Annotated in this window: 16 protein-coding genes and 1 pseudogene; 6 read left to right on the top strand and 11 right to left on the bottom strand. The window is 43.9% G+C overall.

From position 1 onward, the window contains the following. Window positions 1-58: 58 nt before the first annotated feature. The 3 genes from hisC to hisG are packed head-to-tail and all read right to left on the bottom strand — an operon-like array spanning window position 59 to window position 3,388. Window positions 59-1,081 (bottom strand): histidinol-phosphate transaminase, encoded by a 1,023-nt coding sequence (gene hisC / locus B4G81_RS13340; protein ID WP_294083303.1) that lies wholly within the window; start codon window positions 1,079-1,081, stop codon window positions 59-61. Then, on the bottom strand, window positions 1,068-2,477 hold the full coding sequence (gene hisD, locus B4G81_RS13335; protein ID WP_294083302.1) for a histidinol dehydrogenase: 1,410 nt from the start codon (window positions 2,475-2,477) through the stop codon (window positions 1,068-1,070). Before hisD ends, hisC begins: the two co-directional genes overlap by 14 nt. 53 nt (window positions 2,478-2,530) lie before the next feature. Further along, the gene (gene hisG, locus B4G81_RS13330; RefSeq protein WP_294083301.1) at window positions 2,531-3,388 is read right to left on the bottom strand and encodes an ATP phosphoribosyltransferase; all 858 of its coding nucleotides are present in this window, start codon (window positions 3,386-3,388) and stop codon (window positions 2,531-2,533) included. A 340-nt stretch (window positions 3,389-3,728) separates the two neighbouring features. Between hisG and B4G81_RS13325 the strand changes: the two genes are divergently transcribed. Next, complete coding sequence (locus B4G81_RS13325) at window positions 3,729-5,840, top strand: putative porin (protein ID WP_294083300.1); 2,112 nt, start codon at window positions 3,729-3,731, stop codon at window positions 5,838-5,840. A 12-nt stretch (window positions 5,841-5,852) separates the two neighbouring features. Further along, window positions 5,853-6,680 (top strand): transporter substrate-binding domain-containing protein, encoded by an 828-nt coding sequence (locus B4G81_RS13320; protein WP_294083299.1) that lies wholly within the window; start codon window positions 5,853-5,855, stop codon window positions 6,678-6,680. Window positions 6,681-6,752: 72 nt separating this feature from the next. Here the strand turns inward: B4G81_RS13320 and B4G81_RS13315 are convergent, their stop codons facing one another. Continuing rightward, the gene (locus B4G81_RS13315; protein WP_294083298.1) at window positions 6,753-7,205 is read right to left on the bottom strand and encodes a hypothetical protein; all 453 of its coding nucleotides are present in this window, start codon (window positions 7,203-7,205) and stop codon (window positions 6,753-6,755) included. A gap of 278 nt (window positions 7,206-7,483) precedes the next feature. Between B4G81_RS13315 and B4G81_RS13310 the strand changes: the two genes are divergently transcribed. Beyond that, window positions 7,484-7,894 (top strand): hypothetical protein, encoded by a 411-nt coding sequence (locus tag B4G81_RS13310; RefSeq protein ID WP_294083297.1) that lies wholly within the window; start codon window positions 7,484-7,486, stop codon window positions 7,892-7,894. 3 nt (window positions 7,895-7,897) lie between these two features. Here B4G81_RS13310 and B4G81_RS13305 read toward each other — a convergent pair whose 3' ends face one another. Beyond that, a complete protein-coding gene (locus tag B4G81_RS13305; protein ID WP_294083295.1) occupies window positions 7,898-8,782 on the bottom strand; it encodes a DUF368 domain-containing protein in 885 nt (294 codons plus the stop codon). A gap of 101 nt (window positions 8,783-8,883) precedes the next feature. After that, the gene (locus B4G81_RS13300) at window positions 8,884-10,422 is read right to left on the bottom strand and encodes a helicase HerA-like domain-containing protein (protein ID WP_294083293.1); all 1,539 of its coding nucleotides are present in this window, start codon (window positions 10,420-10,422) and stop codon (window positions 8,884-8,886) included. A 165-nt stretch (window positions 10,423-10,587) separates the two neighbouring features. Here B4G81_RS13300 and B4G81_RS13295 point away from each other — a divergent pair. Then, window positions 10,588-10,716: pseudogene (locus tag B4G81_RS13295) on the top strand (alpha-L-fucosidase); the annotation flags it as partial. Between the two features lie 93 nt (window positions 10,717-10,809). Here B4G81_RS13295 and menA read toward each other — a convergent pair. Then, window positions 10,810-11,715, bottom strand: a complete 906-nt coding sequence (gene menA / locus B4G81_RS13290) for a 1,4-dihydroxy-2-naphthoate octaprenyltransferase (RefSeq protein WP_294083291.1) — start codon at window positions 11,713-11,715, stop codon at window positions 10,810-10,812. Between the two features lie 7 nt (window positions 11,716-11,722). Further along, entirely contained in the window at window positions 11,723-13,204 is a 1,482-nt protein-coding gene (gene proS / locus B4G81_RS13285; RefSeq protein ID WP_294083287.1) for a proline--tRNA ligase, read from the bottom strand. Window positions 13,205-13,365: 161 nt separating this feature from the next. Between proS and B4G81_RS13280 the strand changes: the two genes are divergently transcribed. Continuing rightward, entirely contained in the window at window positions 13,366-15,156 is a 1,791-nt protein-coding gene (locus B4G81_RS13280; protein WP_294083286.1) for a MutS-related protein, read from the top strand. Between the two features lie 6 nt (window positions 15,157-15,162). Here the strand turns inward: B4G81_RS13280 and B4G81_RS13275 are convergent, their stop codons facing one another. Together B4G81_RS13275 and B4G81_RS13270 are read right to left on the bottom strand one after the other, a co-directional pair. Then, entirely contained in the window at window positions 15,163-16,542 is a 1,380-nt protein-coding gene (locus tag B4G81_RS13275; protein WP_294083284.1) for an MFS transporter, read from the bottom strand. 59 nt (window positions 16,543-16,601) lie between these two features. Further along, a complete protein-coding gene (locus tag B4G81_RS13270; RefSeq protein WP_294083282.1) occupies window positions 16,602-19,160 on the bottom strand; it encodes a beta-mannosidase in 2,559 nt (852 codons plus the stop codon). Between the two features lie 130 nt (window positions 19,161-19,290). Here B4G81_RS13270 and B4G81_RS13265 point away from each other — a divergent pair, with 130 nt between their 5' ends. Then, a complete protein-coding gene (locus B4G81_RS13265) occupies window positions 19,291-21,492 on the top strand; it encodes a RelA/SpoT family protein (RefSeq protein WP_294083280.1) in 2,202 nt (733 codons plus the stop codon). Here the strand turns inward: B4G81_RS13265 and B4G81_RS13260 are convergent. Further along, complete coding sequence (locus tag B4G81_RS13260) at window positions 21,478-21,939, bottom strand: 2-amino-4-hydroxy-6-hydroxymethyldihydropteridine diphosphokinase (protein ID WP_294083278.1); 462 nt, start codon at window positions 21,937-21,939, stop codon at window positions 21,478-21,480. The genes B4G81_RS13265 and B4G81_RS13260 overlap by 15 nt on opposite strands. Window positions 21,940-22,034: the final 95 nt, after the last annotated feature.

Here is a 22,034-nt window from a genome sequence, read left to right as displayed (position 1 = left end):
GAAACTTTTTTATTAGTCACTTTCTACTTAATTGCTTAACCGGTAGCCTCTCAGTTCCTTAGGCGCCCAACCATTTAACCATCGTATCCAGCAACGCACGGTTTTCTTCCGGCGTACCTACAGTGATCCGGAGGCAATTCCCCACCACACTGTTACGATTTCTCACAACCACCTTTTTATCAACCAGGTATTGATAGATAGCATTGGCATCCGTCACCTCCACCAGTAGGAAATTGGCGTCGGAAGGATATATATGGCGTACCACAGGCAATTTTTCCAGCGCTTTTTCCAGCCATGCGCGCTGCTCCAGTATAATGGAGAGCTGCCGCTCAAATTCGAGCGGGTTGGAAAGGGCTTTCAACGCTTCTGCCTGATTTAGCGAACTGATGTTGTAAGGTGGTTTTGTCTTGTCCATCAGTGTGATAATGGCTTCGCTTGCATAGGCAACTCCCACACGTGCGCCTGCCAGTCCCCATGCCTTACTGAAAGTCTGCATCACAATCAGGTTGGGATAATCCGCCAGTTTTTCGAGAAAACTTTTCCGGGCACTGAAATCGATATAAGCCTCATCAATCACTACAATTCCGTGGAATTCCCGGAGGAGCCGCTCCACATGTTGCAGACTGTTACCCGTAGGATTGTTGGGAGAGCAGACAAAAATACATCGGGCAGGATAAGAGAGTATTTTATCGATATCCGGTTCAAATTGGCTTGTCAGGGGTATCCGGATTATTTCTACATCATTAATATTGGCAGATACCTCATACATCCCATAAGTCGGTGGACAAATAATGACCTTATCCCGTTTCGGTTCGCAGAAAATACGGTAGATCAGGTCGATTACCTCGTCACTCCCGTTGCCGATAAATATATTTTCCACCGCGATTTGTTTTCTTATAGAAAGCGCTTTTTTTAGTAGCCGCTGATGGGGATCGGGATAACGGTTATTCTGTCCGAAGGGATTTTCGTTCGCATCCAGGAATATACCCTCGTCGCCCGCAAATTCGTCGCGCGCACTGGAATAAGGATGTAATGCCCATATATTGGATCGTACCAGTGATTCGAGATCAAATTTCTCCATTGTTGTCTTCTTGTTCTGTTGTTTCTGTAGATTCATCCGGCTCTTTCCGGCCTGTTTGCAAAAGCTCTTGACTTAGTCCGTTCTCCGGTAAGTAACCTCTGCCTGCCTGTTTTGCCTTTATAGCTGCCAAACGCAGTGTCATAGCGTTCTTGTGGGCAATGAGTTGTTCTTCTTCGGCCATGATCTCCACAGCATTCCCAATGCTTATTACCCCATCCTCACTCAATTGCTGGAAGGTGATCTTTTTTATGAAACTATCAAGTGATACTCCACTATATGCTGTTGCGTGACCGCTTGTGGGAAGTGTATGGTTAGTACCGCTGGCGTAATCGCCGGCACTCTCACAACTGTAATGTCCCAGAAAGACAGAGCCGGCTGTAGTAACCTCACGGCTCAACAAGACCGGGTTTACAGTAGCAAGGATAAGATGTTCCGGCGCATAGAAATTGCTGAAGTCGACACATTCGTCCAGATCCCTGAAAAGGATAGCTTTGCTATTTTTAAGCGCCTGTACTGCAATTTCTTTCCGGGGTAGATTTTCCAGTTGAATATCAATTTCTTTATTGACTGCCTTGATTACCTTCTTATCGTTAGATAGCAGTATCACCTGGCTGTCGGGACCATGTTCCGCCTGTGATAACAAATCCGCCGCTACGAATGAGGGATTGCAGGTGTCGTCGGCGATTATCAGGAGTTCACTTGGTCCTGCAGGCATATCAATAGCAACACCGTAATACTGTGCGGATCGCTTGGCTGCCATCACATATTGATTTCCCGGGCCGAATATCTTATCCACTTTCGGGATGCTTTCCGTACCGAATGTCATTGCTCCGATGGCCTGGATTCCTCCTACTGCGAATATTTTAGTCACGCCCGTCAATGTGGCGGAATAAAGGATGGCCGGGTGAATTTTCCCTTCTTCGTCAGGAGGGGTGCACAATACGATCTCGCTGCATCCTGCAATTTTTGCAGGTATTGCCAACATCAGTACAGTGGAAAAGAGCGGGGCGGTACCACCCGGTATATAAATGCCGACCCGTGTGATAGGGCGTGACTCGCGCCAGCATACCACGCCGGGAGCTGTCTCTATCTTGCGCACTTCTTCTTGTTGTGAGCGGTGGAACGCCTCTATATTTTTGTATGCGAGTTCGATAGATTGCTTCAGCCGTTCAGGTACCATCGCGGCAGCTTTTTCAATAGTCTCGCGATCCACTTCCAACAGCTCCTGCACGGGCCAGTCGAATTGGCGACTATATGTCAGTACCGCTTTATCGCCCTTGCGGTGGATATTATAAAAAATTTTCTCCACCATATTCATCAATTTCCGCTGCCGGATCATAGGGCGTTCTGCCAACTTTTCTTGTTTACTTTGGGAAGGATTTGAAATTGTTTTCATTTTTGCTGATTTACTGATTCAACAATTGATTATTACATCATCGAATCATCACATCAAATTATCATTTTCTCGATAGGTACCACGAGGATTCCCTCGGCCCCCAGACGTTTCAACTCATCGATAATTTCCCAGAAATCGTCATCATGAATGACAGAATGGACGCTGCTCCATCCTTTGTCGGCCAGAGGCAAAATACTGGGAGAGCGCATGCCGGGCAGTAGTTTCACGATATGGGGAATGACTTCGTTGGGAGCATTGAGCAAAACATATTTCTTACCTCTTCCGTTCTTGTAGGCCTTTATACGGAATAACAACCGCTCCAGCAGTTCGGTTTTTCCGGCAGAGAGATTTTTATGGCTGATCAGTACCGCTTCACTCTTCATAATAGCTTCCGCCTCTTTCAATCCGTTCATGATAAGTGTACTGCCCGTACTTACAATATCGAAAATTCCATCGGCAAGCCCGATGCCTGTCGCTATTTCCACACTTCCTCCCAACTCTTCGATTTTCACGTTGATTCCCTTCTCCACGAAGAATTTCTTCAGAATTTTAGGATAGCTTGTAGCCACTCTTTTGCCGCTAAAATAGTCAAGCCCCGTATATATTTCATCTTTTGGAATAGCCAGTGAGAGGCGGCAATTGCCAAACCCTAACTTTTCGATTTCCTCCACATCCTTCTCCTTTTCCCACACTTCATTTTGTCCCAGGATACCGATATCGGCTACTCCCTGTTCCACATATTGTGGAATATCGTCATCACGCAGAAAAAGTATCTCCATGGGGAAATTGCGTGCCTCGGTTTTCAGTTTACGATTGCCGTTGGACACGTTGATACCGCACTCCATCAACAGGTCGAGGGATTTTTCACTTAATCGTCCGCTTTTTTGAATAGCGATTTTAATCTTTTCCATTTTAGTCTCTTTATTCGTTCACGCCGGATGTCTCCGGTCGGTATATTAAATAGTAAACAAAAAACCCGCCTGATTTGATTCAGACGGGTTTGTGTATATTTGCTCTTATCTGTTCATACATATCAACCTCACCTCGCCTGAATGCAAGTATGAAAATGATGATGATGAAACAGGTTTGCTTTCATTTCTGTTGTTTTGATGCTGCAAAGATAATGAAATTATTTAAAACAAGCGGTAAAAATATTTTTTTTTACTAACCCTGTTTTTTTTCAGTCAAGAAAAATTCATTCATCGATGTATTGCATCTGAAAATTCTCAAATATTCACTATATTTGCACCGATGAAAGAAAAGCTGTTCATATCCCTTCTGGCATATGTTATATGTGTGACTGCCACTTATTCGCAGGCACATATTATTTTGCCTGATTCATCGCAGATCACGACGAATCGCGACTCCCTGGATTTACTTCCCCGGCATGTGCCGGACCGACTTCAGCCGGATTTTCAGGATTCAATATCACCGCAACCGGCATCACATATCCACCATTTTCACAACGATCACGGGATACCTGCTGATTCATTGCAGCCACAGCCACAAATGATTCTCTGGAAACTTGACACACGTACGGGTGACCGTCTGCCTGCTCCTTCTGACACATTACTCTATAATTATCAACATACCATACTTCCGGATGGGCAATCGGTGGCAATGGGCTTTCTGGCTCCCTTGGGATCGCCGGCTTTCTCAAAGATTTTTGCCGATAGGCCGGAAACTGAGCAGTTTATATTCAATAATGCCTACTCTCTCTATCTTAAAAATCCGGAAAAAGTGTTGTTTGTAAATACGCGAGTGCCTTATTCCCGACTCAGTTATAACCGCGCCAATCCTAAATTGACCCGGGAGGAGCGTTTTGAAGCGAGGTTGACCTCTAACTTCGGCAAGAGCCTGAACGTGGGATTGGATGTTGATTTGATTAATTCACGCGGTTATTACAACTCACAATCGGTGAAACATAATAATTTCTCCCTATTCGGGAATTACATCTCCGATAAAATAGAGGCCCATGCTTTTATGAATGTAGGATCGATGAAGAATGTCGAAAACGGTGGAATTACAGATGAACAGTTTATCACTCACCCCGATTCTATTGAACAGAATTTTACATCGAGGGATATTCCGGTGAAATTTACCAATACATGGAACGCATTACGCAATAACCGCTATTTTATTTCAGGCCGTTATAACCTTGGCTACGAAGATACTCCGACCGACTCGTTACATAAGGGCCGTACGGAGTTTATCCCGGTGGCAAGTATCGGCTTTGCTACCCAGTACACCCAGCAGCACCGCAGATTTTTGTCATATGATACCGCCCTCGTGAATGTAAATGGGGTGGAAATGCAACGGATAGACCAGTTTTATGCCAACCGCTATTATGAAGGTGCAGTAGACGATAGTATCCGTTTCACCTCACTGAAAAACACTGTTTCTATCGGACTGAGGGAAGGATTCAAGGAGTGGGTGAAGTTTGGATTGACTGCTTTCTTGGAGCATGACTTGCGTAACTATACGATGAGTGACAGTGCCGGCGGACCGGGGATGATGCGTCATCGGGAGAATGCACTCACCTTGGGAGGGGTATTGAACAAACAACAGGGAGATAATCTACTGTTTAATATCCGTGCCGACCTTGGAATGCTAGGTGCCAATTTAGGGGAGTTCAGGGCGATGGGAGATATAGAGACTGGTTTTGATATTGCCGGAAAGCGTACCACACTTTCTGCACAAGCTTATATCAAGAATCTGAAACCCAAATATCTGGAAGAAAATTATTATTCCAAGTATTTTCGATGGAACAATAATTTTGGAGATATCCGCAGAGTCTATGTAGGAGGTACACTGCATATTCCATTTACAAACACAACGGTGAGTGTGGGGGTGGAAAACCTGCAGAATTTTATCTATTACAATCAGGATAAACAGATTGCACAGAAAGGTGATAACGTACAATTGTTGACGGTACGTGTAGATGAAAACCTACGCTTGGGAATATTCAATTGGAACAACCAGGTAGTCTATCAGACTTCGAGCGATCAGGAAGTAATTCCGGTGCCGAAGATCAGTCTTTATTCAAATATGTTTCTGTTAACGAAGATAGTCAATGAACTTACTCTTCAACTGGGTGTAGATGTACATTATCATACAAAGTATTATGCGCCGGGTTATGAACCGGCATTATTGCAATTTTACAATCAACGTGAAAAAAAGATTGGGAACTATCCTATTGCTACTGCTTATGCCAATATGCACCTGAAACAGACCCGTTTCTTCGTAATGTATTATAATCTTGCTTCTCAATTCATGAATCCGAAAGAATATTTTTCGCTACCCGGTTACCCTGTCAATCCTCCTTTATTCAGGATGGGTGTTTCGGTGAATTTACACAATTAAATCTTATAGAGTTTGCAATACCAAAAACGTTTATATCTCTATCTCTTGTTGCTGATAGTTGCTATAGCAGCTATGATACTATTATGGAAGGTAATGAAGGGTTCCCCCGAGAATCTGCTTTCTCCCCGTGATTATGATGAAATAATAGCGTCGGGTGAGTTAAACGTTGTGACTGATTACAATAGTATAGGGTTATATGTATCAGGAGATACCCTTCAGGGTTTTCAGAGAGAGATGCTTCTTGCACTTGAAAAGGGGTGGGGGATAAAGATAAACCTCTTCCTTGAGAATGGCCTTGAGGAGAATATGGAAGGTCTGAGGAGAGGGCGCTATGACCTGATAGCACGCAATATTCCGGTGAATGTACAGCTAAAGGATTCTTTAGCTTTTACCATTCCACTTACGCTAAACAAGTTGGTGCTGGTACAACGAAAGCCGGAATATAACGACAGTATCGGGCCAATTCGTCAGCATCTGGATCTGGCAAAACAAACGATCCACGTTTCAGGAGATTCTCCTGCTATCCTGCGATTGAATAACCTCTCCCATGAAATAGGGGATACAATATTTATTGTAAAGGATTATACCTATGAAACAGAACAATTGGTGATGATGGTAGCGGCGGGTGATATTGATTTTACGGTATGTGATGAGAAAATGGCCATGTATCTGTCAAAATTATTACCGGAAATAGATATTGAGACTGATATCAGTTTCACTCAACTGGAGTCATGGGCATTACGGAAAGAGTCGCCGGTATTACTGGACAGCCTGAATAGCTGGCTTTACCGGTTTAAGGCAACTACGGCCTTTAAACAGATTTACGAGAAATATTATTGATTGAAAAAGGGTGCAATCACGCAAGTGATACACCCCTTTCCCTTCATCAAATCTTACTCAATATCAGGATATTTAACGCTGTCCCCCTCGCCCTGCAGGGCGTGAACTACGCATCTCTTTCTGACGGTCGGCTCGATACTGCTTCCATTGTTCTAACTTTTCCTTTCCGATAATTGCTTCCAGTTCGGCGTCATTTTCGGCTATTGCCTTTTCACGTAATGCCTGCATTTCTTCGCGTTGTTTGGCACGATCATTTATTTTTTCGTCCCTGTCGGCCCTCTGTTTTGCTATCTGTCCGGCCCGTTCAGCATCCTGTTTTTCAAATAAAGCTTCTACTTTTGCTTTTTCATCTGCTGTCAGATTCAATTGTTTGGACATATTCTCTGCACGATCTTTTGCAGTCCATCTCATTCCGCTACGGACTTCCCGCCTGTTGTCCCTCCTGCTTTTTCCGGTGTCCTGGGCTTCGAGGGTAAAACTCAAAGTAAATATGGCAACCAATGCCATCAATACAATCTTCTTCATAATCTTTACATTTTTAAAGTGAATAAAAATATGATTTGTCCTTATGACTTTCGAAGGTAAGCAAAAGTTTAAAGGAAAAATAGTCTTTTGTGTTTTTTAAGTGGCATATATACAGGGTTATATAGATTTATTTGTAAGGTTTTTCCGATAAAAAACGGGGTTCATCGATAAAAATAGCTTGTTTATCTATTCCTTTATTATTTTTATTTTTTCTCTTATTTTCGGCGAATAAGTGTATATTTGCATTTAAGTCTTCTAACTTTAATTCGAGAGTTGTGGTGAAAAAATATAAAGCAGATAACGGATTGGGTAATCTTTTCTGGGGAATTACGTTGCTTTTACTGCTGGGATTTCTTTTTTATAGGCTCAGGCAGGGGGAAGTAATCTGGACGGATACCCTTTATATCTTCTTTGGGATTATTTTTATTCTATCAACCACAATAAAAGAATATGTCATCACTGAATTGAATTTTTTGGAAACCCATTTTGTGTTGAGTTTATTCTCAAAGAATAAGCGGATAGCTATCGGAGATATCATAGGGCTGCAGAAGCTGAAAAAAAATTATCTCCGCATTGATAAGGTCCGCGGTTTTGAAGTACTAAGAGTAAAGAAATCTGATATGGATGCCTTGATTGCCGAATTGAAAGAGCGGAACCCGAGGATCAGGATTGCAGGAGAGGAGGAATAGCCTCTAAAACATCTCTTCCCGCGGATATTTCTCTTCCACTTTGCTGAAAAGCCATGAGGCAACCGTTCCCACAATAAAGAGCAGCAAACTCAGGAGAAGCGCTCCCCAAAAACTGAGTCCTGCCATGGCCAGCTGTTCGGCCGTAAATGCCGGAAATACTACAGTGGGAAAAATAGCCAGTGAGGAGCCGACTACCATTCCCAGGATAAAATGGTACATGCCGGAGTAATATCTTTTGAAAAGCCATGAGGCCAACTTGGCGAAAAGTAGTACGCAGATAATAAATCCGATAATCAAGGGGATGATTACTCCGAAATCGAAATCCTTGATGCCGATAGCCATCTTGTCATAAAGTCCGAAGTAGATAAGAAAATTAGAAGGGCTCATCCCCGGAACTATTAACCCCAGTCCCATCAGCAACCCCGATCCAAGCCATACCATCAGATTGGGAGTGACCTCGGTAAGTTGTTGCCCGCCGACCAGCATGAGGGCAAACAACGCAATTGTGGTGATGATAAGAATCCCTATATCGGATGATTTTCGTCCCTGTTTTCCGGCGGTCCTATAGAGAGAAGGGAAAGTACCTGCCACAAATCCCACGAAAAGGGAGACAAACAAAGCGGCATATTTGCCGAATGCTTTTTCCACCACTACGGCAAAAATTACGATGCCAATAGCAGCACCGATAGCTACGGGAAGAAAGTAAAGCACGTTCTTCAGAAACTTTTGTCGTATATCGGCCAAGAACCTGATCAGTGGATCATAGATGCCGAAAATCACAGCTAATACACCTCCCGACAATCCGGGCAGGATAAATCCAATACCCACGAGAACTCCTTTCAGGAGGCGAATAAACCAGTCGGTAATGGGGTTGATTTGTTCCTTCATTATTTTTTATATTTCAAACTGCAAAGATATAAATTTATCTTTTAAGAATGTCCCCAGTATGTGGTAGATTGCTTCTAAACTGACTTCAGTAAAAGATATATTTATTTTTTACCAAACAGTGCCCCAAAGATACTGCGGGTAATAGTTTTTCCCAGTTCATTGCTGATTTGCCTTTGGGTGCTCTTTCCTACCTGGCTGAGAAGATCGCCAATGAAACCCTGGTCTGCTTTTCGTTGCCGGGCAGCGGCACGTTTTGCTTTCTCTTCTTCCAATGCGGCCTTTTGTGTTTCTTTCTGCAGACGGACACGTTCTTTCTCTTTTGCCGCAAGGCGTCGTTCTTCTTCGAGCAGCTCCTGTTTTTTTGAGAGTATCTCAAAAGCGGATTCCCGGTCGATAAAATTCTCATATACTCCATAAATAAGCGAACTGCGTATGAGTTGCTCTCTTTCTTCCGATGTGAGGGGACCTATCTGCCCCTGCGGCGGGAGTATATTGACACGTTCCACCATTTGGGGAGCACCTTTTTCATCGAGGAATGATACCAATGCTTCACCGGTATTGAGTTGAGTAATAGCTTCTACAGTATCGAAAGCCGGATTGGCCCGGAAAGTATTTGCCGCTACCCGCACTGCTTTCTGGTCATTGGGTGTGTAAGCCCGCAGTGCATGTTGCACACGGTTGCCGAGTTGTCCGAGAATAGTCTGAGGGATATCTGCCGGATTTTGTGTACAAAAATAGATCCCTACTCCTTTGGATCGGATCAGACGGACGATTTGTTCCACTTTTTCGAGTAGTGCGGAAGGCATATCATTAAAGAGGAGGTGTGCTTCATCGAAGAAGAAGACCAGCTTCGGCTTATCTAGGTCGCCTACTTCAGGAAGTGATTCGTAAAGATCATTGAGTAACCACAATAGAAAGGTGGTATATACACGAGGAGACTTCATCAGTTTATCGGCTGCAAGGATATTGATCACTCCTTTCCCCTGTTCCGTCTGAATGAAATCGGTAATTTCCAGGTCCGGCTCGCCGAAGAATTTATCAGCCCCTTCATTTTCAATTCGTATCAGTCCGCGTTGAATGGCGCCGATGCTTGCCGGCGAGATATTGCCGTACCTGGTAGTGAATTGTGCCCGGTTATCACCGATATATTGCAACATCTTCTGAAGATCTTTGAGATCGATTAACAACAGGTCATTATCATCAGCTATCCTGAAAGCCATGGTGAGGATGGCTCCTTGGGTTTCGTTCAGGTCCAGGAGGCGTTCCAGTAATAATGGTCCCATAGAAGTGACGGTAGTACGTACCGGATGCCCCTGTTCGCCGAATACGTCCCAAAAGCGTACGGGGAACGGCTTGAATTCAAATCCGTTTTCTTGTAAATTATATTGATTGACCCGCTTGGCTACACTTTCCTTATTGCCTCCTGCCTTTGCCACACCGGATAAATCACCTTTCATATCGGCCGCAAAAACAGGGACCCCCATTTCACTGAAAGTTTCAGACAGGGTTTGTAAAGTGACTGTCTTTCCGGTGCCGGTAGCACCGGTAATAAGACCATGGCGGTTTGCCATCTTAGGGATCAGGCATACTTCCGCATCATCATTAATGGCTATAAAAGCACGTTTACTGTTGTCGAACATAGAGGTATATTGGTTGATTTTGTAAGTAGGACAAAGTTAACGAAATAATTGAAATGGAAGAATGAAATTCAGATGTCGGGTAAAATTTTATTGTAATAAGAATATGATTTATCTTTACAATATAGAATACAATAAAATAAACATTATTCGATTCATATCAATATCATTTATATTACGTTGCGCCACCACGATGGTTTTTCCATGTTCGGTACCAAACAACCGGCTTATAATATTGTGGATGCTACACCGTTCAGACGGGATATTATCAAAGAGATTGCCGATGAATGCCACCGGTAAGGTGTCAGATTGCACTTTCACTGTTCGATACTATGCCGGAAGAGACTGATTTTGTAGTGGAGTTGGAATTACGATAAGTTTTTTTGCCTGTCACAAATTTATACATGTAACAAAGGTGATCGCCAACAGGAATCCCGACAGTGATGTGAGTTTCAGATAAGGATCCAGTGCCTGGCCATTTTTTTTGTATACATCTACCAGTATTCGGAAAAGAAAGAGATACACGAGCATATAAAGATACCGGTACCATGGTGCCGGCTCATATAGGATGTTGTAACCGAGAAAACAGAGAAATGAAGTAATCGTCAATCCTGCATGGTATATTTTTGCCCTGTGGATACCCAATTTTACGGCAAGGGTGGTCTTTTCCGATGCCTTGTCGTTTTCAATATCCCTCATATTGTTGATATTTAATATCATAGTGCTGATAATCCCAATTCCGATGGAGGGAAGTACGGATTGGAACCCGAAAGAATGGGTATGAAGGAAATAGGTACCTATTACCGGTACGGGGCCGAAGAAAATGAAAGCCAAAAGATCACCCCAGCCTTTATATCCATAGGCATACTTTCCCAGTGTGTAGAAAAGAGCCGCAAGGATGCTGATGCCTCCGATCACTATCAAAAGGATAGCGGACAGACGAGTGATATAAGCTACCGTGCTCATTACAAGAATGACGCCTGTAACCATGCATATAATAGAGAAGGAGGCAATCGCTTTTTTCATCTCCCGGGCAGAGATTTTTCCGCTTTGCAAGGTGCGGGCCGGTCCTTCCCTCCTGCCGGTAGTATCAGTTCCTTTCTGAAAATCACCCAGGTCATTGGACAGATTCGCCAATATCTGGATGGATACGGCTAATAAGAGGGTAAACCCGAAAGTAGCCATACTGAAACTCCCTTCGTGCAAGGCCAGTCCGCTACCCAGGACGACGGTAGCTATACCCAGGAACAGTGTACGCAGCCGGAAAGCGGAAATCCAGTTTTTTACTGTTGACATGGGTGAGTTAATATGCCCTTGCAAAGATTACCCGTTGGGCGGATGGTTTTCCGGTAACCATACACTTACCCGGAGTTTTATCGCCCTCAAGGGGAATACAACGGATAGTAGCTTTGGTCTCATTCTTGATAAGCTCTTCTGTCTCGGATGTTCCATCCCAGTGGCAAAGAAGGAATCCTCCCTTTTCTATTTCTTCCTTGAATTCTTCATAAGAATTCACTTCGCGGGTCTGTGATGTACGCAGGTCGAACGCTTTTTTATAGATATTTTCCTGCATTTCGTCAAGTAACGCTTTGATATGGTGTTCAATATTGTCACACGACAATGTTTCTTTGGTGAGGGTGTCACGACGGGCTACTTCGATGGTGTTATTCTCCAGGTCACGCCCACCCATAGCAAGGCGTACAGGTACCCCTTTGAGTTCATATTCCGAGAATTTCCATCCCGGTTTCTTATTATCGGCATTGTCATATTTTACGCTAATGCCAAGGGCTTTCAGGCGTTGTATGATGGCTGCCACTTTTTCATCTATCTGTTGTAATTGTTCACTGTTTTTGTAGATAGGAATGATTACTACCTGATAAGGTGCCAGTCTGGGAGGAAGTACCAATCCATTGTCGTCGGAGTGTGACATGATTAAGGCGCCCATCAGGCGGGTGGAAACCCCCCAGGAGGTGGCCCATACATAATCGCGGCTTCCGTTTTGATCGGTGAACTGCACATCGAATGCTTTGGCGAAGTTTTGTCCCAGAAAGTGGGAAGTCCCCGATTGGAGTGCCTTTCCGTCCTGCATCAACGCTTCAATAGTATAAGTATCGACGGCGCCCGCAAACCGTTCCGATTCCGACTTTAATCCTTTTACGACCGGCATAGCCATGTATTTTTCTGCAAATTCGGCATAGACATTGATCATCTGTTGTGCCTCTGCGATAGCTTCCTCCTTGGTGGCGTGTGCGGTATGACCTTCCTGCCAGAGGAATTCAGCCGTACGGAGAAAGAGGCGGGTACGCATTTCCCAGCGTACCACATTGGCCCATTGGTTGACCAAGATGGGCAGGTCGCGGTAGGACTGTATCCAGTTTTTATAAGTACTCCATATAATGGTTTCCGAAGTGGGGCGAACGATCAGTTCCTCTTCGAGTTTTGCTTCCGGATCTACAATTACTCCACTTCCGTCAGGCGCATTTTTCAGGCGGTAATGCGTTACTACTGCACATTCCTTGGCAAATCCCTCTACGTGGTCGGCTTCACGGCTAAGAAAAGATTTAGGAATGAACAATGGGAAATATGCATTTACGTGTCCGGTTTCCTTGAACATATCATCCAGTTGACGTTGCATTTTCTCCCATATCGCATATCCATAGGGTTTGATTACCATACAACCGCGTACGGCGGAATTCTCTGCCAGTTCAGCTTTGATCACCAAATCGAGATACCACTGGGAGTAATCTTTACTGCGGGGCGTAAGCTCCTTCAATTCTTTAGCCATCTTAATCCAATATTTTGTTTGCGGGTGCAAAGATAATGATTTAATGTGATAGTTTGATAGTTTGATGATTTACTGATTTGATGATTAGATAAACTCTCGGGAAAATTGTACCTTTGACGATCATTTGACCGTGATTGAATAGATATTTATCAACTGACGAAATGAACAAGGATTATTATCAAAGGAAAATAGAGGAAAATACGGTAGTGCTGGATAAGGTAAAATTGCGCTTAAAAGTTATCCCATACCTGAAATTGTTATTTTTTCTGGCGGGTGTTTTTCTCGTATTTGCAACCTATCGGTTAGGGTGGGACAGAACGTCCTGTTTGATAGCAGCAGCTCTTTCATTGGTAATTTTCTTTTTACTCTACAAGTGGGATGAATTCTATCTTCAAAAGAGAACTTATTTCATGGCTCTACAAAATGTATACACCGATGAAATCAAATTTTTAGAGGGTGATTATACTCCTTTTGATAACGGAGAGCAATTTATCAATAAAAAACATCCCTATTCCTATGATTTGGATATTTTTGGACAGAATTCCATTTATCACATGATCAACAGGACGGTTACCCATGAAGCAGGAACTATTCTGGCTGAAAAGCTAAGTACAATTCCTGGCAGTGAAAGGATAGTTGTTGGGAGGCAGGAGGCACTGGGCGAGTTGGTCGGTAAAGATGATTTCCGGCATCGGTTTATGGCTGTATGTAAGGCCTTTGATGAAGAGAAGAACAATTATAAATTGATAACCGGTCATGAGAGTAATAATGCTTTTTTGACTTCTAAAACAGGGCTTGTACTTATTTATATTTCCATCACGATTACGCTGGTAACAGGAGTGATGGCCTGGCTGGGATACCTGCCCTGGTCGCTATTTATCATATTCTTTCTGATACAACTGTTCTTCCCTATGATATTTGGCAAAGTATTGAGTAAAGTAGGCAGTGATATAGGATTTCTGCATAAAAATACGATGATTCATGCTGACTTATTGGAAATCATTCACAAGGAAACTTTTGCGGTCAGTGAAAACAAGACATTAAAAGAGGACCTGTTCGGCACCTATAATTCCCGTGAAGCATTCAAGGATCTTTCGCTATTGTTGAAGAAATTCGATCAGCGGCATAATGCCTATATCCTTGTACTTCTCAATGGATTCTTTTTGAGGGATTTGTTCTTGTTGCGGCAATTTTACCGTTGGAAGAATAATTATCTGGCACATCTCCAATCGTGGATTGGTTTACTTGCTGAGATGGAAGCACGAGTAGCACAGGCTACTTACATGTTCAATCTACCGGAGTTTGTACGGCCTTCCATTACGGAGCATACAGACATTCTTATGGATGCTTCAGGGTTGGGACACCCCTTTATACCGAAAGGGAAACGAGTTGATAATGATATATTGATTACCAAAAATCAATTCCTAATCATTACCGGAGCCAATATGGCCGGCAAGAGTACGTTCCTGCGCACATTGGGCGCCAACTATGTTTTGGCTGTCAATGGGATGAACGTATGTGCTTCGGAGTATAGTTTCACGCTGTTCAGCCTGTTCAGCAGTATGCGTAATACAGACGACCTTTCATCGGGAACTTCCTATTTCAAGGCTGAATTAGAGAGGATGAGGGAATTGATCAGGTATTGCCGTTCGCACCCTTATACATTGATCATCCTGGATGAGTTATTAAAAGGAACCAATTCCAAAGATAAACTTGACGGCTCGGTACTGTTCCTGAAAAAGATGACGGAACTACCGGTAACGGGGATTATCGCTACCCATGATTTGGAACTGGCAAAACTGGAAAATGAGTCTCCCGGTCTATTCCAAAATTACTGTTTTGAGATCTCCCTGTCGGAAGAGGAGCAGTATAGCTATAAAATCCAGCGGGGTGTATCGCGGAATTTGAATGCTACTTATCTTTTACAGAAAATTCTGTCAGAAGAATTATAATGTCTCTTATTCTTTTCTTGTTAAATTTCCCCGATTATAAGAAAAATAGATACCCGGCAGACCGATCAAGGCAAAGATAAGGAAGCCCCACCGCATCGCTTGCAGGAAAATGGAGTTAGGTACTTCCTCAATCGACATGCTGCCGAATAGCAGGGAGAAGATCAGGGTGACAATACTCATGCTGATGATTTGCCCGAATACCCGCATGGAGGAGGCAAGTCCTGAAGCCTGTCCGTACTGTCGCCGCTCTACCGAACTCATAATGGTGTTCATGTTGGGGGAAGAGAAAAGAGCGAATCCAATGCCTACCCATAGCAGTATGGTTACGATGATCCAGACGGGGGTATCGGCATCGAGAAAAGCGAGCATGGCCAGGCCGGTAGAGCACATGGCCATTCCTGTGGTAGCAAAATAACGAGGTTGTATCTTATCGGATAATTTCCCGACGATGGGAGAAAAAAGAGCCATCATGGCCGGTTGTGCCACGATGACCGCCCCCGCGTCGCGCGGAGAGAGTCCCTGCACTTTTTGCAGGTAGAGGCTGAGGAAAAAGACAATGGCGAAAGTGGCAGTATAGTTGATCAGTGCCGACAAGCTGGAGTAAGTAAAAAGGCGGTTGTGAGAGAAGAGCCGCGTGTCGAGCATCGGATATTTTATGCTGCTTTCATATTTCCAGAAGAGGAGAAGCAGGATTGCCCCCCCGCTTATTAGCGACCAGCCGGCCACTGAAGGAATCAGTGAAGAGCCATAAACTAGGGCGGCAAGGCCTATCATGAACAGGATAGTGCCTGTTTTATCTCCCCGGGTATCGGATTGATGGGCCTGCTCGTTGCTTTTTAAAAAGATATGGGAGATGATGATAGTGACCAGTCCGAAGATAGTCGCTATCAGAAAGAGCGCGCGCCATCCGATATGGAGGGTGATGATCCCTCCCACCAGCGGACCTAATGCCAATCCGCCATAGACTGAGGCGACGGAGATACCGAGCACCTGTCCACGTTTCTCAGCCGGAAATGAGGATACCAGAATGGCCTGTCCCGTGGTGCCGGTAAAGGCTGAGCCTATCCCTTGCAGGAAGCGCGCAGCCACTAACCAGTGTCCGTCCGGTGCCACATAGCAAATACCGGAAGCGAGAGTGAAGAGTATCAATCCCAGTTTGAATAACCGCCGGTTATTGCTCCGGTCGCCCCAACTCCCTGACGGCAGCATAAAAAGTGCCGTGGCCAGAATAAAGGCGGTAATGACCCAGCTCAGCTCAATGGCATTGAGTACCAAATCCTTTTCGATGGTAGGCAGGGCAATATTGACCGACGACACCAGGAAAGTACCCAAAAATGAAGTCACTGCCACCACTAATAATATTGAGAAATTTTCCTTCTTTCCCATAGTTTATACTTCAATTACCAACTACTAATTACCAAAAGAGCCATTAGTAAATCATCACATCAATATGTTTCCCTGATATGCTTCACCGTAATGGGTGTTTTATCAGCAGCCTTAAGCTTTGGAGATGTGATAATGATGGTTCTTTTTTCTCCCGGGAGGAGGTCGATGAAGTTATCGCTGAAGCGGGCACCCAGGATGGGAATTTCCACAAAGACGTCTTTCGCCAGTTTTTTGCTTGAGAGAGTTATTTTATATTCTCCATCGCGGTATTGCACATTGGTTTGGACTTCTGTTTCCGGTAATTCCAACTTGTTGGGCCAGTAGAAGAAATGATCCTTGGACGAGAGCACGTTTCCCTTGTCATCACTAAGGAAAGCGTGGATCATAGTATGGTTTTTTTCTGTTTCACTTACGAGATCGGCTATATTAAATGTTTTGATGATCCGGCAATCGTTGGCCTTGGCATCGACTCGTTCTGTGAATTCTTTCTGTTTTCCCGAGGAGAAATCGATCACTTGCACGGTAAGCCTGAGATTGTTGCGATCCTGCAGGAAGTCGGACATAGTGTAGTAATTTAACTTACTATCCTTCGACTCTACACCCAGGGCAAGCGGAGCCAACACGTCCCTCATGCGGTAGTGTTGTGCTTTCCAGTTATTGTAATAGTCGATACTCGACCAGGATACTACCGGCCAGTCGTCGTTGATCTGCCAGTAAAGCGCACCCATACAATAGGGCCTCCCGCGACGCATCGCTTCTACCGATTCTTCCATACCGTTGCCCTGCATTACCAGTCCGATATAGACGAAATCTTCGAAATTTTTTGGCGTATGGAAATACATGTCCATATATTGTTTAATTACTTCATTCCCGATACCGCTTTTCTGATGAATTTTCATGATATCGGAGCTGATATCGAAATCTTTTGCTTCGGCAAAAGTCCGGATCGTTTTCATTTCGGGGAACGACTGGAATCCGAATTCACTGGCAAAGCGCGGTAATCTGTCTGCCATTGCCTCAAAAGGCATCCGTCCATGCCAAAGCCCCCAGTCGTGTGCATCACTGGAAGTAAATTTCTCGGGGTTACCCCAATTGGAGTTGTAAGGCGATCCATGTATGTAACTGCGTGTTCCGTCTAATTCATTGACTAGGCCGGGTATCAATTCGCGAAATGTTTTGTTGTATCCTTCAAACCATATATCCATCACTTCCGTCGGGTAATCATTTTGCCAACCCCAATGGTTCAATCCCTCTTCTATTTCGTTGTTTCCACACCAGAAAGCCAATGAGGTATGGTTACGGAGCCGTTTGATATTATAAGTTACTTCTTGTTCCACGTTCTTTAAAAAGGAATCGTCGGAAGGGTAGGGTACACACCCGAAAATAAAATCCTGCCATACAAGTATACCTCTTTCATCGGCTTGCCGGTAGAATTCCTCATTTTCATAAATGCCGCCACCCCATACCCGTACGAAATTCATATTGGCAGCAGTAATATTGTCAAACAGTGTATTATAAAAGTCGGCATCCTGCTGTGTTGTAAAAATTTCGCCGGGGATGTAATTGGATCCTTTGGCAAAGAGGGGGATACCATTCACTTCGAAATAGAACGATTTGCCATATTGATCCGATTCCTGCACCAGGCGTATGGAACGTAACCCGGTCCGTACTGTTTTTTTTGCGATTTGCCGGTTGCCCGACACAATTTTTACCGTAAAGTCATAGAGATGCTGTTCACCCCAATGTACAGGCATCCATCTTTTGGGACGATTGATTTCCTGAGGCAGGGAAACTATATTGTTGCCGGGATATAAGGTGATGTTTTTAGATATCGGTTGACCGGTATCGCCCTGCAAACTGTATTCAATAGTCACGGTAGCTTCTATCGGATCATTGGCTACTGAATGAATTTCTATCCGGTTATCTATTTTGGCCAACTGTTCTGTAACCAAAGCCTGTTTCACGTAATAATCCTCGATGTACGCATCATTGTAGAACTTAATCGAAACCGGCTTCCATATACCCATCTGGGCGATTCGGATACCCCAGTCCCATCCGAAATGATAGGGCGCCTTACGGTTATAAATACTTAGTTTCTCCTCCCTATGGTCGTTTCCTGCCGGATAATCGTAACCAAAGGTCGCCCTTGCAGGCATCATCAGTTGTATCGGCGAATAAAATCGGATATAGAGGTGATTCTCCCCTTCTTTCAGTAAATGTTTTATCGGTATTTTATAACCGATAAACATGTTTTCTGAGCGAAAGATCCGCGATCCGTTCAGGAATACATCGGCATGGGTGTCCAGCCCTTCGAAAAAAAGCTGTGCATCGTCATATTGCAACTGACCGGCCGTTATGGTAAATGTCTTTCTGAAATCCCAGTTTTCATCCTCTACCCACTGCACCTTTTCTTCATTGGTTCCGTAAAAAGGATCGGGTAAGACTTTGTGACGTACCAGATCGTGTTGTACCGATCCCGGTACTTCGGCGGAATACCACTGGCCTTTATCCATTTGTGAGAATTCCCAGCCGTCATTCAACGGAAGAATTTCATCTTGCTGTGCAGATAGGATAAATGGCATTGTCATAAAAAACAGGAGAGAGATAAATTTTTGCATAAAAAATAAGTTTGACTTTTGATATTTTACGCAAATATAGTGATTTTGTTCTTTACTTTTAGTAGACTGTTTTACTGATATCGGAAGAAAATAGTAAATTTGTGGATAAAAAAGCGATCAAACAAATAAGATGGATAATAGCACTTTTATAGACCGCAAAGAATTTTTCCACTTGTATGGCAGGCTGTATTCCTTTCTCAGGCAGGAATGGGATATGCATAAAGTGTCTATGTTAAGGACGTTATTGCGCCAGTCTTTTAAAAAAGCGGAAGAACAACAAGATAAGGAGGCATTGTATCATCTTGGATTGTCCATGCGTACTGCTGTCATTATTATTGATGAGATCGGCCTCAAACAACCTGCCGTATGTGCAGTCTTGCTTTTTCATCCTGTGGTGAATGCTGGACAGGCACAGGCCGGAATGGAACAGCAGTTCGGTAGTGAAGTGGAAAGCATTCTGAGAGGATTGAAGAAAGTGAACCAGTTCAGTGGTAAACGTACGGCGGTAGAATCTGAGAATTATATCAAATTGTTGCTTTCACTTGCTGAAGATGTGCGGGTGATATTTATTATGATAGCGCAACAACTGCAAAGGATGCGCGATGCAAAGGAGGCGTCGCCCTCTTCCAGATTAGACCTTTCTGTGGAGTCCACTTATCTCTATGCCCCCCTTTCACACCGCTTGGGTCTTTATACCATCAAATCGGAGCTGGAAGATCTCTCGCTGAAATATACCGACCGGGAGCACTATGATTTCATTGCCCGAAAACTGAATGAGACGAAACGGTCGCGCGACCGGTATATCAATGAATTTATAGGACCTGTAAAGGAACGTCTGGATAAGACAGGATTGAAGTATGATATCAAGGGACGTACCAAATCGATTTATTCTATTCAGAATAAGTTGAAAAAACAGAAAATAGAATTCGAAAATATTTATGACCTGTTCGCTATCCGTGTGATCCTCGATTCGCCACCCGAGTTGGAGAAGGCTCATTGCTGGCAGGTCTATTCGATCGTTACCGATATGTACCAACCCAATCCCAAACGTTTGAAGGATTGGCTTTCCATCCCCAAAAGTAACGGATATGAATCGCTTCATACCACCGTGATGGGACCGGATGGGAAATGGGTAGAGGTACAGATCCGCACGAAAAGGATGGATGAGATTGCCGAAAGAGGGTTGGCGGCCCATTGGAAATACAAGGGTGTAAAAGAGGAGACGACACTGGATAACTGGCTGGGTACGATCAGGGAAGCACTCGAAGATAGCGAGACTAACCCCAACCAGAAGCTGACCGATTTTAAACTCGACTTATATGACGAAGAGATCTTCGTCTTTACCCCCAAAGGTGACTTGTTCAAGCTTCCTAAGGGAGCGACGGTGCTCGATTTCGCGTTTGGTATACATTCCAACCTGGGAGCTACCTGCGTGTCCGGCAGGGTGAATGGCAAGAACGTGCCCATCAGGTATGTATTAAAAAGTGGAGACCAGGTAGAAGTCAATACCTCTTCGCATCAGGTCCCGAAACAGGACTGGCTGAATTTTGCGGTGACATCGAAAGCGCGGACGAAAATACGCCAATTACTGAAAGAAGAGGCCGGAAAGCAGGTGGATATCGCAAAAGAGACGCTCCTTCGACGGATGAGGAACCGGAAAATAGAAGTGGATGAAGCCCGCCTGATGCAACTGATCAAAAAACTCAGGTATAAGACCGTCACTGAATTTTATGTAGATATTGCTTCAGAAAAAAATGATGTGAATTGGGTGATAGATCGTTACCTGGAACTGGAAATTAGAGAGACTGAAATCAGGGAGAGCCACACTTCGGTGAGTGCGGGTGAATTTACGCTAAAAACCCCTCTACAGGAAATTGGTGGTTCAGACGAGTTGATCATTGACCAGAACCTGACCGGAGTGGATTATAAGCTGGCGAAATGTTGCAATCCAATCTTCGGTGATGATATTTTCGGATTTGTTTCTTCCCAGGGAATCAAAATCCACCGAGTGAATTGTCCTAATGCGCATGATCTGTTCTCCCGGTTCGGTTACCGGATATTGAAAGCCCGATGGTCGGGAAAAACCAGTTCTTCTAGCTATACAATAGTGTTGAGGGTTATTGGAAATGATCAACTCAATATCGTAGCCAACCTGATGTCTATTATATCCAAAGAGGATGGGGTACAGATGCGTTCTATTACCATTGACTCCAATGACGGCCTTTTTCAGGGAAACATTACTGTAATGCTGGGCGATACATCCATGCTCGACCAGTTGATAAAAAAACTGCGCGCAGTGAAAGGAGTCAAGTCTATTTCAAGATTGAATTGATTCGTCGTCTTCCTCTACAGTAATATCGATATCTGCAATTGGATTTGATACTGTGCTCTCCGATTCAACTATATCAAGAGCCGGCAGTGTAGGTAATAATTGCTGGACGTAATCTCTCTCATAATCCTGGGGACGGAGTATCCGTCCATCATACTGAATGAGATCGATGTCGATAATCATTCTACCTAAATATTTATCTCTTGGTGTACGTCCTACAGCCCGTTCCGTTTGTTTGATCTTGTCTATGATCTCTTCCGGCGACATCTCAGTATTGGCTTTGGCAAGCACATTCCGAAAAAGGTACGCATACTTGTCGTCTTCCGGCTCTGTCAGGATGGGCTCACTGAAAATAATACCGGGAAAAAGAAATGAAAGCATCCTTTTGGCTTTGTCGATATTGGTCTTTGCGAACGTATTTGATCCTATGCTTAGTAAAATTGTGCTCATACTGATAATTTGAGTTACAAATATAGACATTTTAAATTAAAATGGATGCTGAATCGTAAAATCTATTACCTTTGTTGTATTAAACCTTGTGAAAA

The sequence above is a fragment of the Proteiniphilum sp. UBA5384 genome (genome assembly GCF_002410825.1).
Classification (GTDB): Bacteria; Bacteroidota; Bacteroidia; order Bacteroidales; family Dysgonomonadaceae; genus Proteiniphilum.
This window is presented reverse-complemented; position numbering and strand designations above follow the sequence as displayed.